23 protein-coding genes and 1 riboswitch are annotated in these 22586 nt (G+C 58.2%); of the genes, 14 read left to right on the top strand and 9 right to left on the bottom strand.

Translation table 11 applies throughout. From position 1 onward, the window contains the following. The first annotated feature begins 16 nt into the window (after positions 1-16). From DW349_RS11300 to DW349_RS11265, 8 genes are all read left to right on the top strand, one after another. Positions 17-1297: a YeaH/YhbH family protein gene (locus DW349_RS11300; protein WP_108125240.1), complete on the top strand. Its 1281-nt coding sequence runs from the start codon at positions 17-19 to the stop codon at positions 1295-1297. Next, on the top strand, positions 1294-2835 hold the full coding sequence (locus DW349_RS11295; protein ID WP_108125241.1) for a SpoVR family protein: 1542 nt from the start codon (positions 1294-1296) through the stop codon (positions 2833-2835). Before DW349_RS11300 ends, DW349_RS11295 begins: the two co-directional genes overlap by 4 nt. Before the next feature lie 42 nt (positions 2836-2877). Then, positions 2878-3051: riboswitch (molybdenum cofactor riboswitch) on the top strand. Then, a complete protein-coding gene (gene moaA / locus DW349_RS11290) occupies positions 3040-4008 on the top strand; it encodes a GTP 3',8-cyclase MoaA (protein WP_108125242.1) in 969 nt (322 codons plus the stop codon). Its footprint overlaps the riboswitch before it by 12 nt. Positions 4009-4042: 34 nt before the next feature. Then, positions 4043-4582: a molybdenum cofactor biosynthesis protein B gene (gene moaB, locus DW349_RS11285; protein ID WP_108125243.1), complete on the top strand. Its 540-nt coding sequence runs from the start codon at positions 4043-4045 to the stop codon at positions 4580-4582. Next, a complete protein-coding gene (moaC, locus tag DW349_RS11280) occupies positions 4579-5052 on the top strand; it encodes a cyclic pyranopterin monophosphate synthase MoaC (protein WP_108125244.1) in 474 nt (157 codons plus the stop codon). Before moaB ends, moaC begins: the two co-directional genes overlap by 4 nt. A 63-nt stretch (positions 5053-5115) precedes the next feature. Beyond that, positions 5116-5367 carry a MoaD/ThiS family protein gene (locus DW349_RS11275; protein WP_108125245.1) on the top strand — a complete coding sequence of 84 codons (252 nt, stop codon included), beginning with the start codon at positions 5116-5118 and terminating at the stop codon, positions 5365-5367. Further along, positions 5360-5833: a molybdopterin synthase catalytic subunit MoaE gene (moaE, locus tag DW349_RS11270; protein ID WP_368730935.1), complete on the top strand. Its 474-nt coding sequence runs from the start codon at positions 5360-5362 to the stop codon at positions 5831-5833. Before DW349_RS11275 ends, moaE begins: the two co-directional genes overlap by 8 nt. A 10-nt stretch (positions 5834-5843) precedes the next feature. Next, positions 5844-6656, top strand: coding sequence for a phosphotransferase family protein (locus DW349_RS11265; protein WP_108125246.1), 813 nt, complete (start codon positions 5844-5846; stop codon positions 6654-6656). Here DW349_RS11265 and DW349_RS11260 read toward each other — a convergent pair. From DW349_RS11260 to DW349_RS11235, 6 genes are all read right to left on the bottom strand, one after another. After that, on the bottom strand, positions 6596-7498 hold the full coding sequence (locus tag DW349_RS11260) for an acyltransferase (RefSeq protein WP_198650461.1): 903 nt from the start codon (positions 7496-7498) through the stop codon (positions 6596-6598). The genes DW349_RS11265 and DW349_RS11260 overlap by 61 nt on opposite strands. Positions 7499-7572: 74 nt before the next feature. Continuing rightward, entirely contained in the window at positions 7573-8658 is a 1086-nt protein-coding gene (locus DW349_RS11255; RefSeq protein WP_108125247.1) for a peptidoglycan -binding protein, read from the bottom strand. Between the two features lie 16 nt (positions 8659-8674). Then, positions 8675-9502: a hypothetical protein gene (locus tag DW349_RS11250; RefSeq protein WP_232819300.1), complete on the bottom strand. Its 828-nt coding sequence runs from the start codon at positions 9500-9502 to the stop codon at positions 8675-8677. A gap of 79 nt (positions 9503-9581) precedes the next feature. Further along, positions 9582-10304 carry a sulfite exporter TauE/SafE family protein gene (locus tag DW349_RS11245; RefSeq protein ID WP_108125248.1) on the bottom strand — a complete coding sequence of 241 codons (723 nt, stop codon included), beginning with the start codon at positions 10302-10304 and terminating at the stop codon, positions 9582-9584. Further along, positions 10304-11257 (bottom strand): nucleoside hydrolase, encoded by a 954-nt coding sequence (locus tag DW349_RS11240; protein ID WP_108125249.1) that lies wholly within the window; start codon positions 11255-11257, stop codon positions 10304-10306. Before DW349_RS11240 ends, DW349_RS11245 begins: the two co-directional genes overlap by 1 nt. A gap of 3 nt (positions 11258-11260) precedes the next feature. Beyond that, positions 11261-12157, bottom strand: coding sequence for a ribokinase (locus DW349_RS11235; RefSeq protein WP_108125250.1), 897 nt, complete (start codon positions 12155-12157; stop codon positions 11261-11263). Positions 12158-12246: 89 nt separating this feature from the next. Between DW349_RS11235 and DW349_RS11230 the strand changes: the two genes are divergently transcribed. The 4 genes from DW349_RS11230 to DW349_RS11215 all read left to right on the top strand — a co-directional run bounded on the left by DW349_RS11230 (position 12247) and on the right by DW349_RS11215 (position 16560). Then, the gene (locus DW349_RS11230; RefSeq protein WP_108125330.1) at positions 12247-12663 is read left to right on the top strand and encodes an HIT family protein; all 417 of its coding nucleotides are present in this window, start codon (positions 12247-12249) and stop codon (positions 12661-12663) included. Then, positions 12660-13070 carry a GFA family protein gene (locus DW349_RS11225; RefSeq protein WP_108125251.1) on the top strand — a complete coding sequence of 137 codons (411 nt, stop codon included), beginning with the start codon at positions 12660-12662 and terminating at the stop codon, positions 13068-13070. Before DW349_RS11230 ends, DW349_RS11225 begins: the two co-directional genes overlap by 4 nt. A 182-nt stretch (positions 13071-13252) precedes the next feature. Beyond that, positions 13253-14296, top strand: coding sequence for a lysylphosphatidylglycerol synthase transmembrane domain-containing protein (locus tag DW349_RS11220; RefSeq protein ID WP_108125331.1), 1044 nt, complete (start codon positions 13253-13255; stop codon positions 14294-14296). Continuing rightward, the gene (locus tag DW349_RS11215; RefSeq protein WP_108125252.1) at positions 14293-16560 is read left to right on the top strand and encodes a glycosyltransferase; all 2268 of its coding nucleotides are present in this window, start codon (positions 14293-14295) and stop codon (positions 16558-16560) included. The genes DW349_RS11220 and DW349_RS11215 overlap by 4 nt, the downstream gene beginning before the upstream one ends. 137 nt (positions 16561-16697) lie before the next feature. On the opposite strand, the gene DW349_RS11210 is transcribed toward DW349_RS11215, so the two are convergent. After that, positions 16698-18212, bottom strand: coding sequence for a fumarate hydratase (locus DW349_RS11210; protein WP_108125253.1), 1515 nt, complete (start codon positions 18210-18212; stop codon positions 16698-16700). 212 nt (positions 18213-18424) lie between these two features. Between DW349_RS11210 and DW349_RS11205 the strand changes: the two genes are divergently transcribed. Then, positions 18425-19177 (top strand): enoyl-CoA hydratase, encoded by a 753-nt coding sequence (locus DW349_RS11205; RefSeq protein WP_108125254.1) that lies wholly within the window; start codon positions 18425-18427, stop codon positions 19175-19177. On the opposite strand, the gene DW349_RS11200 is transcribed toward DW349_RS11205, so the two are convergent. Further along, the gene (locus DW349_RS11200) at positions 19174-20349 is read right to left on the bottom strand and encodes a benzoate/H(+) symporter BenE family transporter (protein ID WP_108125255.1); all 1176 of its coding nucleotides are present in this window, start codon (positions 20347-20349) and stop codon (positions 19174-19176) included. The two genes, DW349_RS11205 and DW349_RS11200, sit on opposite strands and share 4 nt — an antisense overlap. An 88-nt stretch (positions 20350-20437) precedes the next feature. On the opposite strand from DW349_RS11200, the gene DW349_RS11195 reads away from it, so the two are divergent. After that, positions 20438-20983 carry a helix-turn-helix domain-containing protein gene (locus DW349_RS11195; protein ID WP_108125256.1) on the top strand — a complete coding sequence of 182 codons (546 nt, stop codon included), beginning with the start codon at positions 20438-20440 and terminating at the stop codon, positions 20981-20983. Positions 20984-20989: 6 nt separating this feature from the next. Here DW349_RS11195 and sbcB read toward each other — a convergent pair whose 3' ends face one another. Continuing rightward, a complete protein-coding gene (gene sbcB / locus DW349_RS11190; RefSeq protein WP_108125257.1) occupies positions 20990-22513 on the bottom strand; it encodes an exodeoxyribonuclease I in 1524 nt (507 codons plus the stop codon). Positions 22514-22586: the final 73 nt, after the last annotated feature.

The raw sequence follows: 22586 nt of genomic DNA, 5'->3' as shown, positions 1-22586 counted from the left end.
CTGACGAGGTCGAACCATGATCAACAGCTATGTTATTGATCGTCGCCTGAATGGCAAAAACAAGAGCGCCGTCAACCGGCGGCGTTTTCTGGAACGTTACCGCAAGCACATCAAAAAGGCGGTCGACGAAGCCGTGAACAAACGTTCCATCACCGACATGGAACACGGCGAATCCATCTCCATTCCTTCCGAAGACATTCACGAGCCGGCGTTTGGTCACGGCCAGGGCGGCACCCGGACCACGGTGAACCCTGGCAACAAAGAATTTTCCACCGGCGACCGCATTCGCAAACCCCAAGGCGGTGCGGGCCAGGGGCAGGGCGGCCAGGCATCCAACAGCGGCGAAGGCCTGGACGACTTCACTTTCAACATCACTCAGGACGAATTCCTGGAATTTTTGTTCGAAGATTTGGAACTGCCCAATCTGGTGCGCAAAGACCTCAAGCAGATGAGTGACTTTGTTTACCGCCATGCCGGTTTTACCAATCAGGGCGTACCGAACCGCATCAACGTGGTGCGGTCGATGCGCAATGCACAGGCGCGACGTATTGCCTTGAGTGGCAAGTCGCGGCGTCGGGTCAAAGAACTCAAAGCGCTGATCGAAGCAGAGCAAGCGAAAGACGAAGCGTTGCGCGACGGCCAACAACTGAGCGAATGGTTGGAAGAAAAAGAGCGGCTGGAAACCAAAATCAAACGGTTGCCGTTTATCGATGACTTTGATCTGCGCTACAACCGCAGCGAAAAAGTACCCATGCCCAGCAACGCCGCCGTAATGTTTTGCCTGATGGATGTGTCGGGGTCGATGACGCAAAACACCAAAGATATGGCGAAGCGGTTTTTCCTGTTGCTGTATATGTTTTTGCGTCGCAATTACGAAAAAATCGAAGTGGTGTTTATCCGCCATCACACCAGCGCTAAAGAGGTGGACGAAGAGGAATTTTTCTACAGCCGAGAAACCGGCGGCACCATTGTTTCCAGCGCGCTGCGCATGATGTTGGATGTGATCAAAGATCGTTATCCGCCCAGTGCCTGGAACATTTACGCCGCCCAGGCGTCGGATGGCGACAACTGGAACGACGATTCACCCCAGTGCAAAGATTTGCTCGCCAAAGCCATCATGCCGCTGGTGCAATATTACTCCTACATCGAAATAACACCGCGCGACCATCAGGCACTCTGGTACGCCTACGAAGATGTACGCGCCGAACATTCAGACCACTTTGCCATGGAGCAAATCATCGACCCGGGCGACATCTATCCGGTATTCCGTCAGTTGTTCCAGAGGAAGTCCGCATGACCAACAAACCGATTTCCACCGGCAGCGAATGGACCTTTGAACTGATTCAGGAATACGACAGCGTTATCGCTGAAATTGCCCAGGAATTCCGGCTGGATACTTATCCGAACCAGATCGAAATCATCAGCTCTGAACAGATGATGGACGCCTATTCATCCATCGGTATGCCGGTCGGTTACCACCACTGGTCGTATGGAAAACAGTTTTTGCAGACGCAGCAAAATTATCAGCGTGGTTTTATGGGGCTGGCGTATGAAATCGTCATTAATTCCAGCCCATGCATTGCCTATTTAATGGAAGAGAACACCATGCCGATGCAGGCACTGGTAATCGCTCATGCCTGCTATGGCCACAACTCGTTTTTCAAAAATAATTACTTATTCAAAACATGGACCGACGCGACGGCCATTATCGATTATCTGGTGTTCGCCAAAAATTATGTGATTCAGTGCGAAGAACGTTACGGTGTTGCCGAAGTCGAACACATTCTCGATTCCTGCCATGCGTTGCAAAACTACGGTGTTGACCGCTACAAACGACCTTCACCGATTTCAGCTGCCGAAGAGCGTGCCCGCCAGGAAGAACGCGAAGCCTACCTGCAACAACAGGTGAATTTGTTGTGGCGTACCATTCCGGTTAACGAAGACAAAACCGAAACCAAACGCAAGAAACGCTACCCGGCCGAGCCGCAGGAAAATCTGCTGTATTTCATCGAAAAAAATGCGCCGCTGCTGGAGCCTTGGCAACGTGAGCTGGTGCGTATCGTGCGCAAGCTGGCGCAGTATTTTTACCCGCAGCGTCAGACTCAGGTGATGAACGAAGGCTGGGCCAGTTTCTGGCATTACACCCTGATGAATGAACTGTACGACCGTGGCTATATCACTGAAGGGTTTATGATGGAATTTCTCGCCAGTCATTCAGCGGTGGTTTATCAGCCGTCGTATGACTCGCCGTATTATTCCGGTCTGAACCCTTACACTCTGGGCTTCAATATTTATCGTGATTTGAAACGGATGTGCGAAGCACCAACCGATGAAGACCGTGAATGGTTTCCGGAGATCGCCGGTGGCGACTGGCTCGATACCTTGCATTTCGCCATGGAAAATTTCAAAGACGAAAGTTTTATCCAGCAGTTTTTATCGCCCAAAGTGATGCGTGACATGCATCTGTTTGCTGTCTTTGACGACGAAGACGAAAGCGAATACAGCATCAGCGCCATTCATGATGAGCAGGGCTATCGCCAGTTGCGGGCGGTGCTGGCCGAGCAATACAATCTGTCCAATCGTGAGCCCAACATCCAAGTAGTGGATGTCGACTTGCGCGGTGATCGCGCTCTGACGTTGCACCATCGTCGCCACAACAACATTCCGTTGAACAAAGACGCCGAAGAGGTGTTGCGACATCTGCATCGGTTGTGGGGCTTTGATGTGCATCTGCATTCCTACGACGGCGACACCCTGCGCCAGAGTTATCACCTGCCACATCGCGACACCCAGAACGGCGCGTCCTTCGAAGAAGACAACCTCAAATTCGTCTGAACCACATCCAGCCGTAGTCAGTGCTGTTGCGGTGCACTAAACTGAGCGGAACCTCACCGAGCCCGAGCGGTCTAAGTTTCGGTTCAAGTCAGAGTTCTGATGAGAATCAAAATACGATTGCCGGGCCTCGCTCGTCGTTTCTAACGACGGACGACAGGGTGGGGCGGGAAACCGCCTCGCCTCCCGTATTTGGAAAGGTGGAACATGCTGCAAGACGCCCTGGGCCGTCGCTTTTACTATTTGCGACTGTCCATCACCGATGTGTGCAACTTCCGTTGCCAATATTGCCTGCCCGACGGTTACCAAGGCCGTCCGGATGCGGCCTTTTTGAATCTGTCCGAAATCCGCCAGACGTTGCGCGCCTTTGCCGCCCTGGGCACGGAAAAAGTCCGTCTCACTGGCGGCGAACCCAGCTTGCGTCCCGATCTACCCGACATCATCGAAACTGCGGTCAACACGCCTGGTATTCGGCAAGTGGCGGTAACCAGCAATGGCTACAAACTGCCGCAACGCATCGACTATTGGCACCGCGCCGGTTTGCAGCAATTGAACCTGTCGATCGACAGCCTCGATGCAGAGCAGTTCCATGAAATCACCGGCCACGACCGATTGGCCGAAGTGCTGACGGGTTTGGACCGGGCGTTGGAACTTGGCATTAATACCAAGGTCAATGCCTTGCTGATGCGCGGATTGGACAACCAGCTGTCACGCTTTTTGGAATGGCTGAAGCACACGCCGGTCACACTGCGTTTTATCGAGGTGATGCAGACTGGCGATCAGGCGGTGTTTTTCCGCCAGCATCATCTGAGCGGCCAGGGTGTGAAGCAGCGGTTGTTGGACGACGGTTGGCAGCCGATTTTACGTGCACGCGATGCCGGCCCGGCGGAAGAATTCTGGCATCCGGACTACGCCGGTCGCATTGGTTTGATCATGCCTTACAGCCCGGACTTTTGTTCCAGTTGCAACCGCCTGCGCGTCTCCAGTACCGGCAAATTGCACCTGTGTTTGTTTACTGAACAGGGGCTCGATCTGCGTCCCTGGCTGCAACCGGAGGTGGCGACTGAAGCGCTGCAGGCCCGGTTGATTGAATTGATTCAACACAAAGCGCCGACGCATCTGTTGCATCAGGGCGACAGCGGCGCAACGTCTAATCTCAGCATCATCGGTGGTTGACGTTGGTCAACCAGCGATTCATCCAGGAGTGTTCATGAGCCAGGTCGCTGCTCAATTGTTGCCATTAAACATCGCCGTTCTGACGGTGTCCGACACCCGCAACGCCAGTAATGACACCTCCGGCCAGTTGCTGGCCGAGCGCGCTACCGAGGCGGGGCACAAGGTTGTCGAACGGTTAATTGAAAAGGACGACTGCTACGCCTTGCGCATGCACGTCTCCCGCTGGATCGCCAGCGCCGATGTTCAGGTGGTCATTCTTACCGGCGGCACCGGCTTTACCGGCCGCGACTCCACGCCGGAAGCCATCGCGCCGCTGCTGGATAAAGAAGTCACCGGCTTTGGCGAATTATTCCGCCAGTTGTCTTATCAGGATGTCGGCACCTCGACCGTGCAAAGCCGCGCCCTGGCCGGTTTGGCCAATGGCACGCTGGTGGTTTGTCTGCCGGGTTCGACCGGCGCCTGCCGCACCGGTTGGGATGGCATTCTGGCGCAGCAGTTGGATGCCAGCCACAAACCCTGTAACTTTGTGACCCACTTGAAGGCCGTCGCCGGTGTTGAAGGTCAGCACGCATGAGTGACTTCAGCCACATCGATCAAAGCGGTCACGCCAATATGGTCGATGTCACCACCAAAGCCGTGACCACACGCGAGGCGCGGGCTGAGACTTACGTCTACATGAACGCCGAAGCGCTGGCGCGAATTGAAGCAGGCGATCATCATAAGGGGGATGTCTTTGGTGTGGCCCGGGTTGCCGGCATCCAGGGCGCGAAACAGACATCCAGCCTGATCCCGTTGTGCCACCCCCTGATGTTGACCAAGGTGGCGGTGGACCTCACATTGCAGGCGGATCAGGGGCGGGTGCGCATCGAAAGCTGGTGCAAACTCGACGGTAAGACAGGAGTGGAAATGGAGGCGCTGACGGCCGCCTCGGTCGCTGCCTTGACGCTCTTTGATATGGTCAAGGCCATCGACCCTGCCATGCGCATCGAAGGATTGAAAGTCTTGGAAAAGCGCGGTGGCAAAAGCGGGCACTGGCAAGCCTGACTGTCGGCCAGGGAAGGGCGCGAGGCCGCCGGTGCGTTCGATTCACGCAACCGGAATTACCGAATGAGAACCGTCCAATTAAAGTTTTTTGCTCGACTTCGCGAACAGATCGGCATCGCCGAAATCGCCATTCCGGCGGATCAGGCTCCCAACCTCGACAAGCTGATGAACTGGCTGCAAACCCAGCACCCACAGTGGAGTGATGCCTTGCAGCAACCCTTGACCCGAGCGGTCAACGAAGAAGTGGTCAACGGCAACATCGACCTCAAACCCGGCGATCAGGTGGCGCTCTTTCCGCCGGTGACCGGTGGCTAACGAAACCATGCGTGTGATTCGCGTACAAGCCGAAGCCTTCAATATCCAGCAGGAATACGACGCCCTGTGTGCCGGCAATCGCAACGATGGCGCCGTGGTGTTTTTCGTCGGCCGGGTGCGGGATATGAACAACGATGAAGCCGTTACCAGCCTGCACCTGGAACATTATCCGGGCATGACCGAAAAGACTCTGGCCAGCATCGCGCAGCGCGCCGCCCAACGTTGGCCGCTCAGTCGAATTCGGGTCGTGCATCGCTATGGCGATTTGTACCCGGCCGATGACATCGTTTTTGTCGGCGTATCCAGCCCACACCGCCAGGCCGCGTTCGACGGCGCGTCGTTCATCATGGACCACCTGAAAACCGAAGCGACTTTCTGGAAGAAAGAAAAAGGCCCGAAAGGCAGCCACTGGGTGGAATCGCGCGACAGCGATCAGCAACGGCTGGCGCGCTGGCAGGACGATTAAGGCAGTACCGATGTCGGACGATCTGGCAGCGATGGGCGTGGCGCGTGTCAAACGGCTGAACGTCCAGGGCCGGACCGTTATCCATAAAACCCCGTTAAACCGCACCGAAACCTATTTTTATCGTTACCTGGCAAATCACCCGCAATATCAGGGGCCGCCGACACCCGAGGTTGCGGCATGGCGAGGCGAAGGTGCGTTGTTTGAATACATTCCACATCCCATTGGCGCGCGGGAAACACTCAGTCGAGACTTGCTCGAACCCTTAGCGCGCCTGCATCAAAACACCATTCGCGTGGACTCACAGCAACTGTTTACTTTTCCCTGGACGCCAGCCGAAGGCGAGCGGGCGTTGCAGCATTTTCCCAAGGAGCAACGCGGCTCCATAAGGCAACGACTAAAACCCTGGTACGACGAAGTCGATGTGTTGCTGGAACCACAATGTCTGGTATCCGGCGATACCAACCACGGCAATTGGGGGCGACGCGCCAGTGGCGAGGCGGTGTTATTCGATTGGGAGCGGTTGGCTCAGGCAACGCCTGCCATCGATTTGGCACCCTTGATTCCGGGGTTGGCGAACGAGGCGGTGGTAGGAAATTACGTCAGGTTGTATCGCTCAGCCTGGCCCGGCTGCCCTTGGTCAGAAGGCAGCCTGGTGCGCCAGGTGATGCAAACCATGGCGCTGGTTGCCATGGAAGTGGTGAACATTCTGCACGACCGGCAGAACGCCGAAGTGGTTCGCTACCAGTCGTGGTTTAACGAACATTACTTGCCCTGGCTCGGCAGCATTTCATCCAGCAGGCGATCTTTGCGTTCCCACAACTGAGTCACCCAGGCCTGGAATTCTTCGCGGAAGCTGGCGTCGTTCTGGTAGTCGCCGCTGGTGAAGTGGGGCGGAATCGGCAGTTCTTCGACCTTGACGATGACTTCGCGCATACGGCCGCACATCAAATCCCAGAACGACGGTGCACCGGCCGGGTAGGCGATGGTGACGTTGGTCAGGGCGCTGAATTTGTTGCCCAAAGCGGCGATGGTGAACGCCAGACCGCCCGCCTTCGGCTTGAGCAAATGCCGATAGGGTGACTGCTGTTCGTCGTGTTTGGCCTGGTCAAAGCGGGTGCCTTCGAGGAAGTTCATTACGCTGGTCGGCACTTTGGAAAACCGTTCGCACGCCTTTTTGGTGGCTTCCAGATCTTGCCCGGCCTTCTCCGGATGTCTCTCCAGATACGCCTTGGAATGGCGCTGCATAAACGGGAAGTCCAGCGCCCACCAGGCCTGGCCGGCGACGGGAACGCGCATCAAGGCTTTCTTGATGAAGAATTTCAGCAGCGGAATCTTGCGGTGGTACATCTTGAACAGCACAAAGATGTCGGCCCAGGATTGATGGTTGGCGGTGATCAGATACCAGCCTTTGGGGTTGAGCTTACCCAGGTCGCCGATGTCCCAGCGAGTGCGGTGCAGGGTTTTCATCCACCACAGAATGCCGCCCATCCACACCTCCGCCACCTCGGTGATGGCGCTGTGGAATCGCTTGCGAGCGGCAGGGAACCGCAGCACGGCGCGCAGGATGATGAACAGATAAAGGAAGACGCCCAGGGTCAGGGTGTAGACCACCAGGGTAATGGCCGCCAGGGCACCGTGAAGATTACTTAAAAAGGCTCGGATCATGGTGTGCGTCGGTCAAAAAAAGGGCCGCCATGGTAAAAGAAGGCGCGCAATGAGACAAACTCTCAAACCGCCGCTCAGCGTTCGGTGAGTTTGATCTCAATACGGCGGTTGCGCTGGAAGGCGGCTTCGGTATTGGCCGGGTCGAGCGGGTGGTGTTCGCCGAAGCCGGTGGCCGCCAGCCGCTCCGGTGGAATGCCTTGGTCAGCCAGGAAACGCACTACCGACACCGCCCGGGCGGTCGATAACTCCCAGTTGGATGGAAAACGCTCGGTGCTGATCGGGCGGGCATCGGTGTGGCCGTCGATGCGTAAAATCCAGTTCAGATCGTCGGGCATTTCAGCGGTGATGTCGGTCAAGGTCGCGGCGACCTTGGTCAGTTCCACCCGGCCCGAATCGCCCAGTGTTGCCGACGCCGAATCGAAAAAGAGTTCCGACGGTAAGACAAAGCGGTCGCCTTCGATGCGGATGTCCGGGTTATCGACCAACACCTGGCGTAAGCGACCAAAGAATTCGGAGCGGTATTGTTCGAGTTCGTTGACCCGTTCGGCCAGCACGATGTTCAGCCGCTCACCCAAATCCGCCAGTTCCGTTTCGCGTTCGGCACGCAGCGCTTCTTCACGCGCCAGCGCGGCACTGATGGTGTCCAACTGCGTTCTTAATTGGGCGATGGCGGCGCTGAGCCGTTCCACTTCGGCGCGAGCGCTGGCCGACAGCGTACGTTCTTCATCGAGCGATTGGCGGCTGGCATCCAGACGGGCACCAAGTTCATCCAGCCGCTCGTTGCGTTGCGATAGCTGAGCTTCCAAGTCGGCATTGTTGGCGCGTTCGGCGGCCAATCGCGCTTGGTCGGCGTCGCTTTGTGCCTGCAAGGCGTCCAGCGCCTCGATCAGTTCGGAGCCGCGGTCCTGGCTGTCTTGCAGCGCTGAACGCAGGTCCTCGTTGCTGGTTTGTTCCAATCGCAAAGCGGCGGCGATATCGGCGAGTTGCGCGCTGAGGCTGTCGAGCTGGGTGTCGCGGTTGGCGAGCGTCTGCGCCAGAAACACCTGCGCCAGCGTGAAGATCATCACCACAAACACCAGCAACAGCAGCAGCGCCGACAGGGCATCGACAAAGCCCGGCCAGATGTTCAGTGCGGTGGTGGGTCGGCGGCGGCTGGCCATCAATCAGGCTCCAGGCTCAGGGCTCGTCAACGAAACCGAGCTGGCGTTTTAATTGCCGGTTTTCCGCGTCCAGTCGGCGAATCTGTTCGGCCAGTTCTTCGGGCGTCAGTGCGTCGGTGAGAATTTCGGTGCCATCGGTGTTGATCTCGACCAACTGCGTCAGGCCGATCAACCATTCTTCCAGGCTGTTGAAGAAACGGTTCTGGGCGTGGCCGGCCTGGATGTCGAGAAAGCCCAGCACCAGGGAGCCGCCCAGGCCAAACAGCGATGAGCTGAACGCGGTGCCCATGCCATTGAGCGGTTCCAGTAAACCGGCTTGCAGATCGCGGAAAACCTCGTTGAACGGGCGGTCGCCCAGGTTCAGATCGAGGATGACGCGGCCGATGGCGTCGATGGTGCCAAGCAACCCCCAGAAGGTGCCGAGCAGACCGAGGAACACCAGCAGGCCGATCATATAGCGCGACAGCTCGCGCGCTTCATCGAGTCGGGAACGAATGCCGTCGAGCAGCGTGGTCAACGACATGGCGGTCAATGTGACACGTTCGTGTTGCAGATCGTCGCCCAGCTGGCGCGCCAGCGGCATCAGCAATTTCGGTGTCACGTTGCCAAAGGCATTGCCGCGACCGGTCCGAAACCTTGCCACCCACTGCATTTCCGGCAGCAGCCGAATCACCTGGCGATAACTCATGGCGATGCCCGCCAACAGCACCGCCAGAATCAAACCGTTGAACACCCAATTCGCCATAAAGGCGCGCGACAGCGGCGCGTAAATCAGCGCGCAAACGCCCAGAACAATGGCCAGATACAGGCCCATCCAGACCAGACTTTGCTTAGGGTTGTTCATGCGATTTCCTCCGCCGGCGAGCGCGACGCGCCCACCTTAGCACAGCGATTTGACCACTGTCTTACGGCTTACATTGGGTTCAGCCGTGGGCGAAGAGCGCGCCGCTGAGCGCCAGACCAGCCGACACCGAACACAGAATCAGCAACAGCGGCCGGAAACGGTTATCGACCCAGTTCTGGCACAAACGCCCGAGCGCAAAACCGAGCAGGGCGGCGGGCACAAACGACAGGCTTTCCAGCCACAGCCGTGGCGACAACAAGCCAGCAAACTGATAACTGAGCAGCGACAGCACGCAGCTGTAACCGAAATACAGCGCCAGGTTGGCGCGGGTGGTGCGCGCCTGGCCGTGTTGCATCACCAGCGCCATCGGCGGGCCGCCAATCGAGGTGGTGGTGCCCATGATGCCGGAGATAAAACCGGCCCAACCGAGCCGGGCCGGGGTCGCTTCAAAAGCACGGCCCAAAGCGCTGACCAGAACCGCCAGCAACACCGCTGCCGCGACCAGAATCTGCAACGCCTGCACCGGCAAATGCACCAGAATCCAGGCGCCCAACAACGTGCCGGGAATGCGGGTAATAAAGGGCGCGAGCATGACGCGCAGTTGAATGTCGCGGCGCAGATGCCAGACGTTCATCACCGACAGCACCAGCGCAGTGACCGTCAACACCACCGGCACCCATTCCGGGCGTAACACCACGATGATCGGCGCGGCCAGCACCGCCATGCCGAAACCGAGCGCGGTCTGAATCAGACAGCCAGCAGCGAGCGCCGTTGCGGCGAGCCACCAAACCAGATCGAACATCAGGCGTCGGTTCCGCTGAGGCGTTGCTCGAACAGTTTGAGCACACGTACGTCATCGACTTCGAAGGCGATTTTGATCAGCGGCCGGTTTTCCCAACCGGGCGTCGGAAAGTCGCGGCCTTCCGGCGCCATCATGGTCTGGCCCAACGCCAGGCCTTCGGTCGCGACGCGAATACGGCCGTGGCGGCAACCAAACAGACTGGGGTCGAGCACATAAGCCACGGTCGCAGCGTCGTGGAAATAACAGCCATCGATGCCTAAAGCGCCCCGGTAAAAATCGAAATAATGCTGCGCCGCTTTGTTCAGAAAGCCGCCCTGTTCGGGATTGGCCGCTTCGATGCGCGCCAGCACGGCGGTTTTCAGCAACACCTGATGGGTGACATCCAAGCCAATCATGGTGACCGGCCAGTTGGCGCCAAACACTCGGTCGGCCGCGTGCGGGTCGTTGATAACATTGGCTTCGGCGACCGGGCTGACGTTGCCGGTTTCGTGCACCGCCCCGCCCATCAGCACCACTTCTTTGACCAGGCCGGCAATGCCCGGGTCGAGTTCCAGCGCCAGCGCCAGATTGGTCAGCGGACCGAGCGCAATCAGCGTCACTTCGTTCGGGTGGGCGTGAACGGTATCGACAATAAACTGCGCTGCCGAGCGCGAATCGATGTCGCCATCGGCCTGCGGCCAGTCGATGTTGCCGAAGCCATCGCTGCCGTGCACGTAATCCGAATGCGGCCGTGGTGCCATCTCCACCGGCACGGCTGCACCCTGTGCAACCGGAACGGAAACGCCGGCCAACTGACAGAGCGTCAGCGCATTGCGGGCGCCGCGCTCAGCGCTGACGTTGCCGAAAATACTGGTCAGACCTTCCACCTTGAGTTCGGGCGAACGAAAGGCAAACAGAATCGCCATGGCATCGTCGATGCCCGGGTCGGTGTCGATGATGATGCGTTGAGTCATGGCTCAGTCCTGTTGCTGCAATAAAAAAGCGTCGACCTCGGCCGACTCGGGAATGGCGACCGATGCGCCCAAACGGGTTACGCACAGGGCCGCAGCGGCGTTGGCGCGGCGCAGTGCTGTGGCGATGTCTAACTCCGCCACCAGCGCTGCCAGGCAATAGCCGATAAAGGTGTCGCCGGCGGCCGTGGTATCGACCGCTTCAACTTTAAACGCCGGTACGCTGACGCGTTCGGCTTGATGGATGTACACCACACCGGCGTGGCCGAGCGTCATTAATATGCGCAGGTCCGGGTAGTCGCGCTGTAACGCCGCTTCGGCGTCAGCAACGCTGTCGGTGCCGGTTAAATCCATGGCCTCAACTTCGTTGACGATTAACAGATCAACCTGGCCCAGCAACGGCTTCACCGCCTCGGCGATCATCGGCGCCGGGTTGTAGGCGATGCGCATGCCGCGTTGTTTGGCCGCCGTCATCGCCTCGCTTAATGCGTTGGTTTCCTGCTGCAACAACAGCCAGTCGCCAGCTTGGGCGTTGGCAAGCGCGCGGTCGATTTGCGCGCCAGTCAATAAATGGTTGGTGCCGGCGTAAATCAGAATGGCGTTTTCGGCCGCGGCGGTGAGCTGAATGATGGCGTGGCCGCTGGCGCTATCGAGCTGGGCAATGGCGTCGGTCTGTACGCCAGCGTCGGCCAGTTGCTCGAGCACCCAGGCGTCGGCCTTGCCGATGGCGCCGATGTGTTTGACTGCCGCGCCGGCGCGCGCCAAAGCGATGGATTGGTTGGCGCCTTTGCCGCCCAGCAAGGTACGGTAATCGGTCGATGCCAGGGTTTCGCCGGGGCGCACAAAATGGTCGACACGATACAGATGATCCAGGTTGATCGAACCCAGGTTGAAGACAGTCATGCGGGTTTCCTGTGATGGCGGTGCGCCGTTTTGTGCCGCCGCAATTTCCGCTAAGCTGGCGCAACCTTTTTCAGTGTGCGGAGCTTACCATGGCCTACGACTCGGACAATGTTTTCGCCAAGATGCTGCGTGGCGACATCCCGGCCATCAAGGTGTACGAAGACGACCAGACACTTGCCTTTATGGACATCATGCCGCAGGCCGAAGGCCACACCCTGGTGATTCCAAAAATGGCCGCCGAAACCATTTTCGAATTAACCGACGAAGCTTCGGCCGCCTGGATGCGCACCGTGCGCAAAGTCGCCGCGGCGGTAAAAAGCGCACTTGATGCACCGGGCATTGTGCTGTTTCAGTTGAATGGTAAGGGCGCCGGCCAGACCGTGCCGCACGTCCATTTCCACATCATTCCTGGTTCCATTGCCGACCTGCGCAAACCGCACGGCAGCGTGATGGCCGACCCGGCCGAACTGCAAACACTGGCCGACAAAATTAAGGCTGCGTTATGAGCGAATCGCGCGCGTCCTGTTTATGCGGCGGCGTAAAAATTCGCGCCGTTTTGCAGCCCAATACCGCCAGCCATTGCCACTGCTCCATGTGTCGCAAACAACACGGTGCGGCGTTCGGCAGCTACATCAATGTGAAGGTCGATGATCTGGTGTACGAACAGGGCGAAGACCTGGTGCAGATGTATCGTTCGTCGGACATCGCCAGTCGCGCCTTCTGCCGCGTCTGTGGCTCGACCCTGTTGTTTATCGATCACGAACGTCCGGGCATCGTCGGATTGGCGCTGGGCATTCTGGATGACGAGCCGGATACCCGACCGGTGGAGCATATTTTCTACGCCGATCGTCCATCCTGGTCCGGCCCGTACGACGACGGACTGCCCAAATACGATGGCGACACCGGCCTGTAAACGTTTGGCATTATTCCGCCCGGACTTGATTCGAACAGCGCCAGACCCATCTCTTTTGCTTGTGCCCGGTTTGCTTCGGCATGCCGGGCTTTCTTTTGTGTGCAAAGTTTTGTGTGAAAAAAAACGCAGCCAAACCAGGGAATGATATGAGCGACCGGGCGTCCACTACCGCCGCAAACACGATGGCCTCAAACAACACTAGCGGCACACCCAATTATCGCCGCCTGCTGTGGTTCACCTTGCTGTTTGTCGGGCTGAGCCTGGCGGGGGTTTACACCGTCTATCACCAGTTGGCCGGCCAGGCGTTGCAGTGGGACCGTCGCTTGTTATCGCCAGCGGCGCTGTTGGGTTATGCGTTGCTGTTGCTGGTGTACTTTTGCGCCGATGGTTTGCGGCTTTGGTTTACCTTGCGCGCCCTGGGTGAGCGCGTGCCAATGTCGGCCATGGCGCGGCTGGTGTTCCTGAATATTTTTGTATCCAACGTAACGCCGTTGGCAACCGGTGGTGGCTTTGCGCAGGTCTGGTTTTTACGCCGACACGGCGTCGCCATCGGCACCGCCATGACCGCCACCACCATTCGCACCGTTTTGGCGGTGTTGTTTATTTTTGGTGCCACGCCGGTGTTGTTGCTGACGTTGCCCGGTGCCGAAGCCGCCGCACAACAATCGTCGTTAATTCCTACATTGATCGTCTGCGTGGTTCTGTATCTGAGCTTTTTCGCCGTGCTGTTATTAAGGCCCTCTTGGTTGGCGCGGCCGCTGTTGTTGGTACTGAAACTATTGCAGGCCGTGCAGCTGATTTCCGCACATCGGCAACGCCGTTGGCGGTATCGGCTGGTGCGTGAATTGCGCCGTTTTGCTCAGGGTTTTGGACAGTATTTTTCCGGTCGCTGGCGCGACATTCTGGCGTCCTGGTTGTTCACGGCATTGTTCCTGTTATCGCTGTTCTCGTTCCCGGCGGTGCTGCTGTGGGCGCTGGGTTACGATCTGGAATACTGGCTGGTGATCGGCCGCATGGTCATCACTACCTTTATCATGTATTTCTCGCCCACGCCCGGCGCATCGGGCATTGCCGAAGGCGTGTTTGGTCACTTGTTTTCCGATGTGTTGACGGTCAGCCATCTGGTGTTGGTAACCGTGGGCTGGCGCGTTTTGACCATTTATCTGGGTCTGTTGATTGGCCTCTTTGTTACGCACCGGGAATTGACTGACGGAGTTCGTCCATGACGCTCAAACGCTGGTTTTCGCCGCGGCGGCTGAAGGTCATTTTTTACATCATCGTTATGCTGATTCTGGCGTTGGTCGGCTATCGCATTTATCTGATTTATTTCGAACAGGATTTTTCCGCCGTACACGCCGATCAGATTGAACGGGTGCAGTCGGAACTCGCCGGTAAGAGCCAGTTATCGTTTACCGTGGTCGGTAATATCAACAACTCAGTCGGGGTGTTTGAACGCACCATGATTCCGATCATCAACCAGAATGAAACGGATTTTTTAGTCTCGGCGGGTAACGCCGTCAGCGGCGGTGGTGAAGATAAATACCGGGCGCTGTATCGCTCGCTCAGCCATCTTGAGATGCCGTATCTGTTAACCGTTGGCGAAAACGAATCGAGCATCTTTGGGTCGTTTCATTTCTACGAACATTTCGGCCCGTATTTTTACTCGTTCAAAGCCGGCAACAGCCAGTTTATTTTTCTCGATACCACCGACCCGGACGCCTACAACTTTCAATTGTATTGGCTGAAACAACAATTACTGGACGAGCAACCGCAGCATCGCTTTGTGTTTTTGGGCGACGCCTTCTTAAAACCCGAACTCGACTCGCCGGTGGATTTCGCCGAAGACTATCTGGTCGATACCCCCTTCGGGCAAGACTTAATGACGCTGTTCAGTCGTTATCAGGTAACAGCGGTATTTTCGTCCGACCTGCATTTGTTTGATCGCCAGGAACACAAAGGCATTCTCTATATCGCCACTGGCGGCGCGGGTGGTCTGGTGCTGAACAACGACACCAGTTTTTACCACTACGTCAGCGTTAGCGTGGATGGCGACAACGTCAGCATCGATATGAAACGGTTGGACATCGGCCAGAACCAGCTGATGAAAACGCTGGAAAGTTTGTGGCTCTTTATTCACTCGCTGTTTTACGTCGGTCGGTTGAATTTTCTGTTGGTGTTACTCGCCCTGATGGCGGTTGCCATCAAGCTCTATACCCGTCTTTTTGTTGACCGCGATTACTACCCGAATTTCGATCTGGATGTGGAGCCGTTCCGCAACAAGCCACTGCGTGTGTTGATGGTCACCAATAACTATTTGCCCTTTATCGGCGGCGTGCCGATTTCCATTGAGCGATTGCGGCGCGGCCTGGTGACGCTGGGGCATAAGGTGATGATTGTTTCACCGAGTTACCGCGATCAGAAAAAGGATGAAAACCCGGAAGAGATTGTGCGGTTGCGTTCCTGGATGGCGTTGGGCAAAGGCGGTGAATTCCGCATGGCTAATCCCATTTCCCGGCGTGCCCGCAAAGCGATGATGGCGTTCAAACCAGAGGTGGTGCACATCCACCATCCGTTCTGGCTGGGTTGGTTTGGGCTGTTATGGGCCAAGGCGTTGCGTGTGCCAGCGGTGTACACCTACCACACGCGGTTGGAACATTACGCCCATTACGTGCCGCTGCCAGGGCCGTTGTTCCGTAACTGGATTTCGCACAGCCTGGTGCGGCGTTTTGCCAATCGCTGCGCCGGTGTGATTGTGCCAACGCAATCGGCCGAGGAATATCTGCGTGTAATTGGCGTGACTACGAATTTGTACGTGCAGCCAACCGGTATCGATTTTGAACGTTTTCAGCAGCGCGATGAAGCGGCGATGGAAAAGTTGCGCGACCAATGGAACATCAGCGCAGACGATTGTGTGTTTGTGTCGGTGTCGCGACTGAGCAAAGAAAAAAACATCGGTTTTATGATCGATGCATTGGCGGAATTGCGTCGCCGCAGTGCGCGTTCGTTCAAGTGTTTGTTGATTGGCGATGGCGAAGAACGCGCGGCTTTGCAGCAACGCATCGACGATAAGAATTTGAGCGACTGCGTACATCTGGTCGGCCCGGTGCCGCCAGATGACATGGCGGTTTATTACCAGCTCGGCGATGCGTTTTTGTTTGCCTCGAAATCGGAAACCCAGGGCATGGTGATCCTCGAAGCCATGGCCGCGCGTTTGCCGGTGGTGGCGGTGCGTTCCAGCGGTATCGACGATGTGGTGCGCGAAGGCTTCAACGGTTTTAAAACGCGCGAAGACCGCACCCAATGGGTTGAACGCGTGCAGCAATTACTGGAAAACGATGACGAGCGTGAGCGTTTGGCCGATCAGGCTCTGAGTTTTGCACGCGACTTCGCCATCGATCGGTTTGCTGCCGATGTCGCTGAAATTTATGCGCATGTGTTGGCGAGCGAAGCGGAACGCAAGGGCGTTAGAGTGTCGGCCAAGGAGAGCTGAGTCGCAGTGGGAGACGCTTAACGGAAGACGCTGAACGCCCGATACGAAAAAGGGAGCTACCTGACGGTAACTCCCTTTTTAATTGCGCAAGAAGCGAAGGGTTTTCGCTATTCAGCGTCTCCCGTCGAGCGTCTAAATCAACTCACTTCTTTCGCCAGTATTTTCGCCGCCCATTGTTGCGGGCCGGTTTTGTGTACTGAATTGCCGGCGGTATCAACGGCGACAGTGACTGGCATATCGACCACGTCGAACTCGTAAATGGCTTCCATACCCAGGTCTTCAAACGCCACCACTTTGGCGTCGCGAATGGCTTTGGACACCAGATACGCCGCGCCACCAACGGCCATCAAATAACTGGCTTTGTGCTTGGCGATGGCTTCAATGGCAATAGGGCCGCGTTCGGCTTTGCCGACCATGCCGATCAGGCCGGTGTGTTCGAGCACGGTGTCGGTGAATTTATCCATGCGCGTGGCGGTGGTCGGGCCGGCCGGGCCGACGACTTCGTCGCGCACCGGGTCTACCGGGCCAACGTAGTAGATCATCTTGTTGGTGAAATCGACCGGCAGTTTTTCACCCTTGTTGATCATATCGACCATGCGTTTATGGGCGGCATCGCGGCCGGTGTACATCTTGCCGTTCAGCAGCAGGGTGTCGCCCGGTTGCCATTCCAGCATCTCTTCTTTGGTCAGCGTATCGAGGTTGACGCGGCGGGCGGTGGGGCCGGCGTCCCAAACGATGTCGGGCCAGTCTTCCAGACGCGGGTGTTTCAGTTTGGCAACGCCGGAACCGTCGAGCGTGAAGTGGGTGTGGCGGGTGGCGGCGCAGTTGGGGATGATCGCCACCGGCTTGTTGGCGGCGTGTGTCGGCGCTTCCATCACTTTCACGTCAAGTACCGTGGTCAGGCCGCCCAGGCCTTGGGCACCGATGCCGAGTTTGTTGACGCCTTCGAAGATTTCCAGGCGCAACTCTTCACCCCGGTTTTGCGGGCCGCGTGCTTTCAGTTCGTTAATGTCGATGGGTTCGAGCAGCGATTCTTTCGCCATCAACATGGCTTTTTCAGCGGTACCGCCGATGCCGATGCCGAGCATGCCCGGCGGGCACCAGCCGGCGCCCATTTCCGGGACGACTTTCAATACCCAGTCCAGAATCGAATCGGACGGGTTCAGCATGGCGAATTTGGATTTGGCTTCACTGCCGCCGCCTTTGGCTGCGACGTGCACTTCGAGGGTGTCGCCCGGTACCAGGCGGGTGTGAATGACCGCCGGGGTGTTGTCTTTGGTGTTCTGGCGCTTGCCGTCCGGATCGGCCAGAACGGAGGCGCGCAGTACGTTGTCCGGGTGAGTGTAGGCGCGGCGTACGCCTTCGTTGACCATGTCTTCAACGCCCATGGTGGCGTCGTCAAAGCGCACGTTCATGCCGATATTCAGGAAGACGGTAACAATGCCGGTGTCCTGGCAGATGGGCCGGTGGCCTTCGGCGCACATGCGGCTGTTGAGCAGAATTTGCGCCATGGCGTCTTTGGCGGCCTGTGACTCTTCACGCTCGTAAGCGGCGTGGATGGCCTGGATAAAATCCTGCGGGTGGTAGTAGGAAATAAACTGGAGCGCATCGGCGACGCTCTGAATGAGGTCGTCCTGCTTGATAGCCGTCATGAAGGTCTCCTGGCCGTGGGCGATGGCGGCGAAGTGTACACCAAAAACGGTGATTTCGGAGTCATACCAAGGGGTTAACGAAGGGTTTCCTAGCCGGAACGATGCGCTGGCCGGCTAGCTTTACGCAGGCGCAGAACAGTCCGACTTTGCATTATTCAAACGTTTGTTTAAATTGAATCGACAAGAAGACCAACGCAGTGAGGACCTTCGCCATGACCGAAATCATTCAACGATTAAACAACGGCGTACTCGAACTGACTTTGAACCGGCCGGAAAAACGCAACGCCCTGACCGAAGCCATGTACATCGAGTTACGGCGCGCTCTGAACGACGCCAAACACGACCCCGATGCCCGAGTGGTGTTGTTGTCGGGCCAGAAATTCTGCTTCACCGCCGGAAACGACTTGCAGGATTTTCTCACCAAACCCTTCGACGAAGACGACGCCCCCGTCATGCAGTTCCTGAAGACGATGGCCGATTTCCCCAAGCCCATCGTTGCTGCCGTGAACGGCCCGGCCATTGGCATTGGCACCACCATGTTGCTGCATTGCGATCTGGTGTACAGCGGCGACAGCGCAGAGTTTCAGCTGCCGTTCGTGAGCCTGGGGCTGGTGCCGGAAAACGCGTCCTCGGTGCTGTTGCCGTTGCGCGTGGGCCACAACAAGGCCGCCGAGTGGCTGATGCTGGGTAAAGCTTTTGGCCCGCAGGAAGCCTTGCAGGCGGGTTTGATCAACGCTGTGTTTGGCGACGAGAACTACCTGCACGCCGCCAACCAGCAAGCGCAGTTGCTGGCGGCGCAACCGACTGAAGCGATTCAGGCGACCAAGAAACTGATGAAGCAGGCCTACATGAGCTTCATTCTGAACGCCATCGACGACGAAGCGCGCCAGTTCCAAAAACGCTTGCAGAGCGATGAGTTCCGTCACGCCGCCGAGGCGTTTTTCGCTGCTCGCGAAAAGGCTTAACGCAAGCCTTTCAACCACGCCAATACGGGCTGGCGGCTGCGTACCAGATAGCCGAACACCAGCCCCCAAAACGCACCGCCAATGCCGAACAAGGTGACATTGGCGGTGGTCACCAACAGAGTGACCAGGGCCGCCTCGCGGTCGTTTTCATCCTGCAACGCCATCAATAAAGCCGACCCTAACGTCGGCAACAATGCCAGCCCGGCCAAGGTTGCCAGGTAAGCCGCAGGCACCGATTCAAAAAACGCCACCACCGTTGCCGCCATTACGCCCAGCAAGACGTAAAACACGCCCGCCGACACCGCCGCTGTGTAGCGCTTGGACTTGTCCGGGTGGGCGTCTTCGGTCATGCACAGCGCAGCGGTAATGGCCGCGAGGTTCAACGCGAAGGCACCGAAGGGGGCGAGCACAGTGGTGGTTGCGCCGGTCCATTTCAGCATCGACGACGTGGGCGAGGGGTAGCCGGCAGCGGTTAACGTGGCGATGCCGGGCAGGTTTTGCGACGCCATCGTCACCAGAAACAACGGCAAGGTGAGTGACAACAAGGCTTGCCAGGAAAACACCGGTGCTTGCCAGACGGGTTGCCCGAACGCCCATTGCCACTGGTCAGTCGCGACCTGACCGAGCCACAACGCCAGCGCGAGTCCGATAGCGGCGACAATCAAGACGGCAAAACGCGGAGCCCACAGCCGCGCCAGAAAATAGCTCACCACCATCACACCCGAAAGCAACGGCGCATCGTTCAACGCGGCAAAGGCTTTAAGCCCGAACGGCAGCAACACGCCCGCCAGCATGGCACCGGCAATGGCCGGGCTGAGCCGACGCGTCAGCCGCTCGGCTTGTCCACTCAGTCCCGCCAGAAAGATCAGCACGCCGGTGGCGACAAAAGCGCCAATCGCCTGATGCAGCGAGAAATCGCCCAGACTCACCGCCAACACCGCCGCGCCCGGTGTTGACCAGGCGGTCACCAGCGGCAGCCGGTGCTGTAACGACAAACCAATGGACGTGATACCCATGCCCAAACCGAGCGCCCACAGCCAGGAACCGGCCTGGGCGGCGTCGGTACCGGCGGCGGACGCGGCCTGAAAGATGATCACCGCCGAACTGCTGAAACCAACCAAGACCGCGATCAGACCGGCGCTGACGCTGGCGAGTGAGAAATCCCGAAGCATGGAAAAGTCCTGTGTGATGGGTGTGCGTTATAACGTACAATGCGCCGGACTCTAACATCGTGCGTTATAGCGCACAAGCGAAGCGACCATGCAAGACGAACTCGCCCAAGGGCTGAAAACACTGCGCCAAAGTCGCGGCTGGAGCCTGGACCGTGCCGCCACCGCCACCGGCGTCAGCAAAGCCATGCTCGGCCAGATTGAGCGCGGTGAATCCAGCCCGACGCTGAATACGCTGTGGAAGCTGGCGCGCGGCTATGAGTTGTCGTTTTCGCAATTGATGGCGGCGCTGACCGTGCCGGCGGCCACGACGCACGAGTTGGCGCCGGTTGGCGATGGCCTCAGCGTGCGACCGCTGATCGGCTACGACCGCGACTTGCGCTCAGAACTGCTGGAACTGGAATTGGCGCCGGGTTCTGTGCGTGAATCCGAAGCGCACGAGCGCGGGGTGGTAGAGCATGTGATTGTGATCAGCGGTTGGATGTCGGTACTCAGTGATGGCGACTGGCACCGGCTCGGCCCCGGCGATGTCTGGCGTTTTGCTGCTGACCAGCCGCACGGTTACCGCAACGACAGCCCCGACCAGCCGGTGCGGCTGCACAATCTGATTTTTTATCCGCAGGGGCGGGCGGAGTGAATTGCCTCAGTCGAACAAACCCAACTGAGTCTGGTCCGGGTTTGCGTTTTCAGCTTGGTCGGTGTTCTTTTTTGAAGTCGGCTTAGCGTCGTCCAGCCAGTTTCGTTTCTGCTGTTCCAGCCAATCTTTCACGTTCAATAACACCGCCGATTCCGGTTCGTCGTTCAACAATTCCTGCGTTCTGTCGAAGGCTTCCTGCCAGGTCTGGCTGGAACCCCAGTCCGGGTCGGTCAGGTTTAAACGCACCTGGTCGCGCCAGACGGCGGCGTCTGTGGCACTCAGGCTGTCGGCAAAATGACGGGCGCGGGCGTTGAACACCAGCGTTTGCTGGCGGTCGTCGTGCAGTTCTTCGGCCAGGCCCGGCCAGGCTTCGGGGCGGTCGGTGCTGGCGCGGATGCGGTTCAGAATGCCGCGGTCGTGATCGTCGATAAAACCGGCGTAGAGGGCGTGTTCCGGGTCGATAAAGGGCGCGCGTTCGTCGCTGCGATAGACATCGCGCGCCAGCGTTACCAGGTCGTGCCAGCGATCAACGATGGCGCGATGGCGCGCCAGGGCATCGCGATCCACGTTCAGGCGTTCGGCCACGCTGTCGTCGAGCATGGCGAACGGCGCGACCATCGGGCTGCGGTTCAAATGCAGCGTGCGCAACGGCACGCGCGGAATGCCGTCGGGCAGGGCGTCGGTTGGGGTGTACAGCCAGTCGCGCACCTGGTCGGCGTTGTGGTCGAGCAGCCAGGATGGGTCGTCGGTTAAATCCAATACGATGATTTCGTTGCGCCGGTCCGGGTGTTCGATCAACGGCAATTCCACCGCCAGGCAGCCCCGCGCCGCCGGGATTTTGCCAGACACGTGCAGATGCGGTTCGCGGCTGTCGAACTTCAATTGGCGGCGCACGGCGTTTTTGTCGCGCAGTTCCAGCGCGAAAGCGAACAGCTTGGGTTGATGGCGGCGGATCAGTTTTGCCAGCTCTATCGTCGCCAGCACATCGCTGACGGCATCGTGTGCGTTGCCGTGTTCGATGCCATTGGCGGCGGTCAGATGTTCGAGTTTGAACGAGGGCGTGCCATCGTCGTGTGTCGGCCAGTTGATGCCGTCGGGCCGCAGCGCGTAGGTGAGGCGAACCACATCGAGCAAATCCCAGCGGCTGTTGCCGTTGCGCCATTCGCGGCTGTAGGGGTCGAGCAGGTTGCGATAGAACAGATGGCGGCTGAATTCGTCGTCAAAACGAATGGAGTTGTAACCGCACACGCAACTGCCCGGTTCGGCCATGAGTTTCTGGATGCGGTCGGCGAATTCCCATTCGCTGAGGCCGGTGGCGGCGCAATCGGCCGGGTTCAGGCCGGTGATCAAGGCGGCGTCGGGCGAGACAACGGTGTCGGGCAGCGGCTGGCATTTCCAATCGACCGGCTCGCCGATGACGTTCAGATCGGCGTCGGTACGCACGGCGGCAAACTGAGCGATGCCGTCGCGACGCGGCTGAATGCCCCAGGTTTCATAGTCGTACCAGAGGAAGCTGGCGGGTTGGTTCATGGTGGTTTCCGGGCTTGCTGAATAAGGTTTACACTGGCTCACACTGCGCCGAAAGCGAGCTGTCTTCGGCCGT

Source organism: Saccharospirillum mangrovi, assembly GCF_003367315.1.
In the GTDB taxonomy this organism is placed as follows: Bacteria; Pseudomonadota; Gammaproteobacteria; order Pseudomonadales; family Natronospirillaceae; genus Saccharospirillum; species Saccharospirillum mangrovi.
This window is presented reverse-complemented; position numbering and strand designations above follow the sequence as displayed.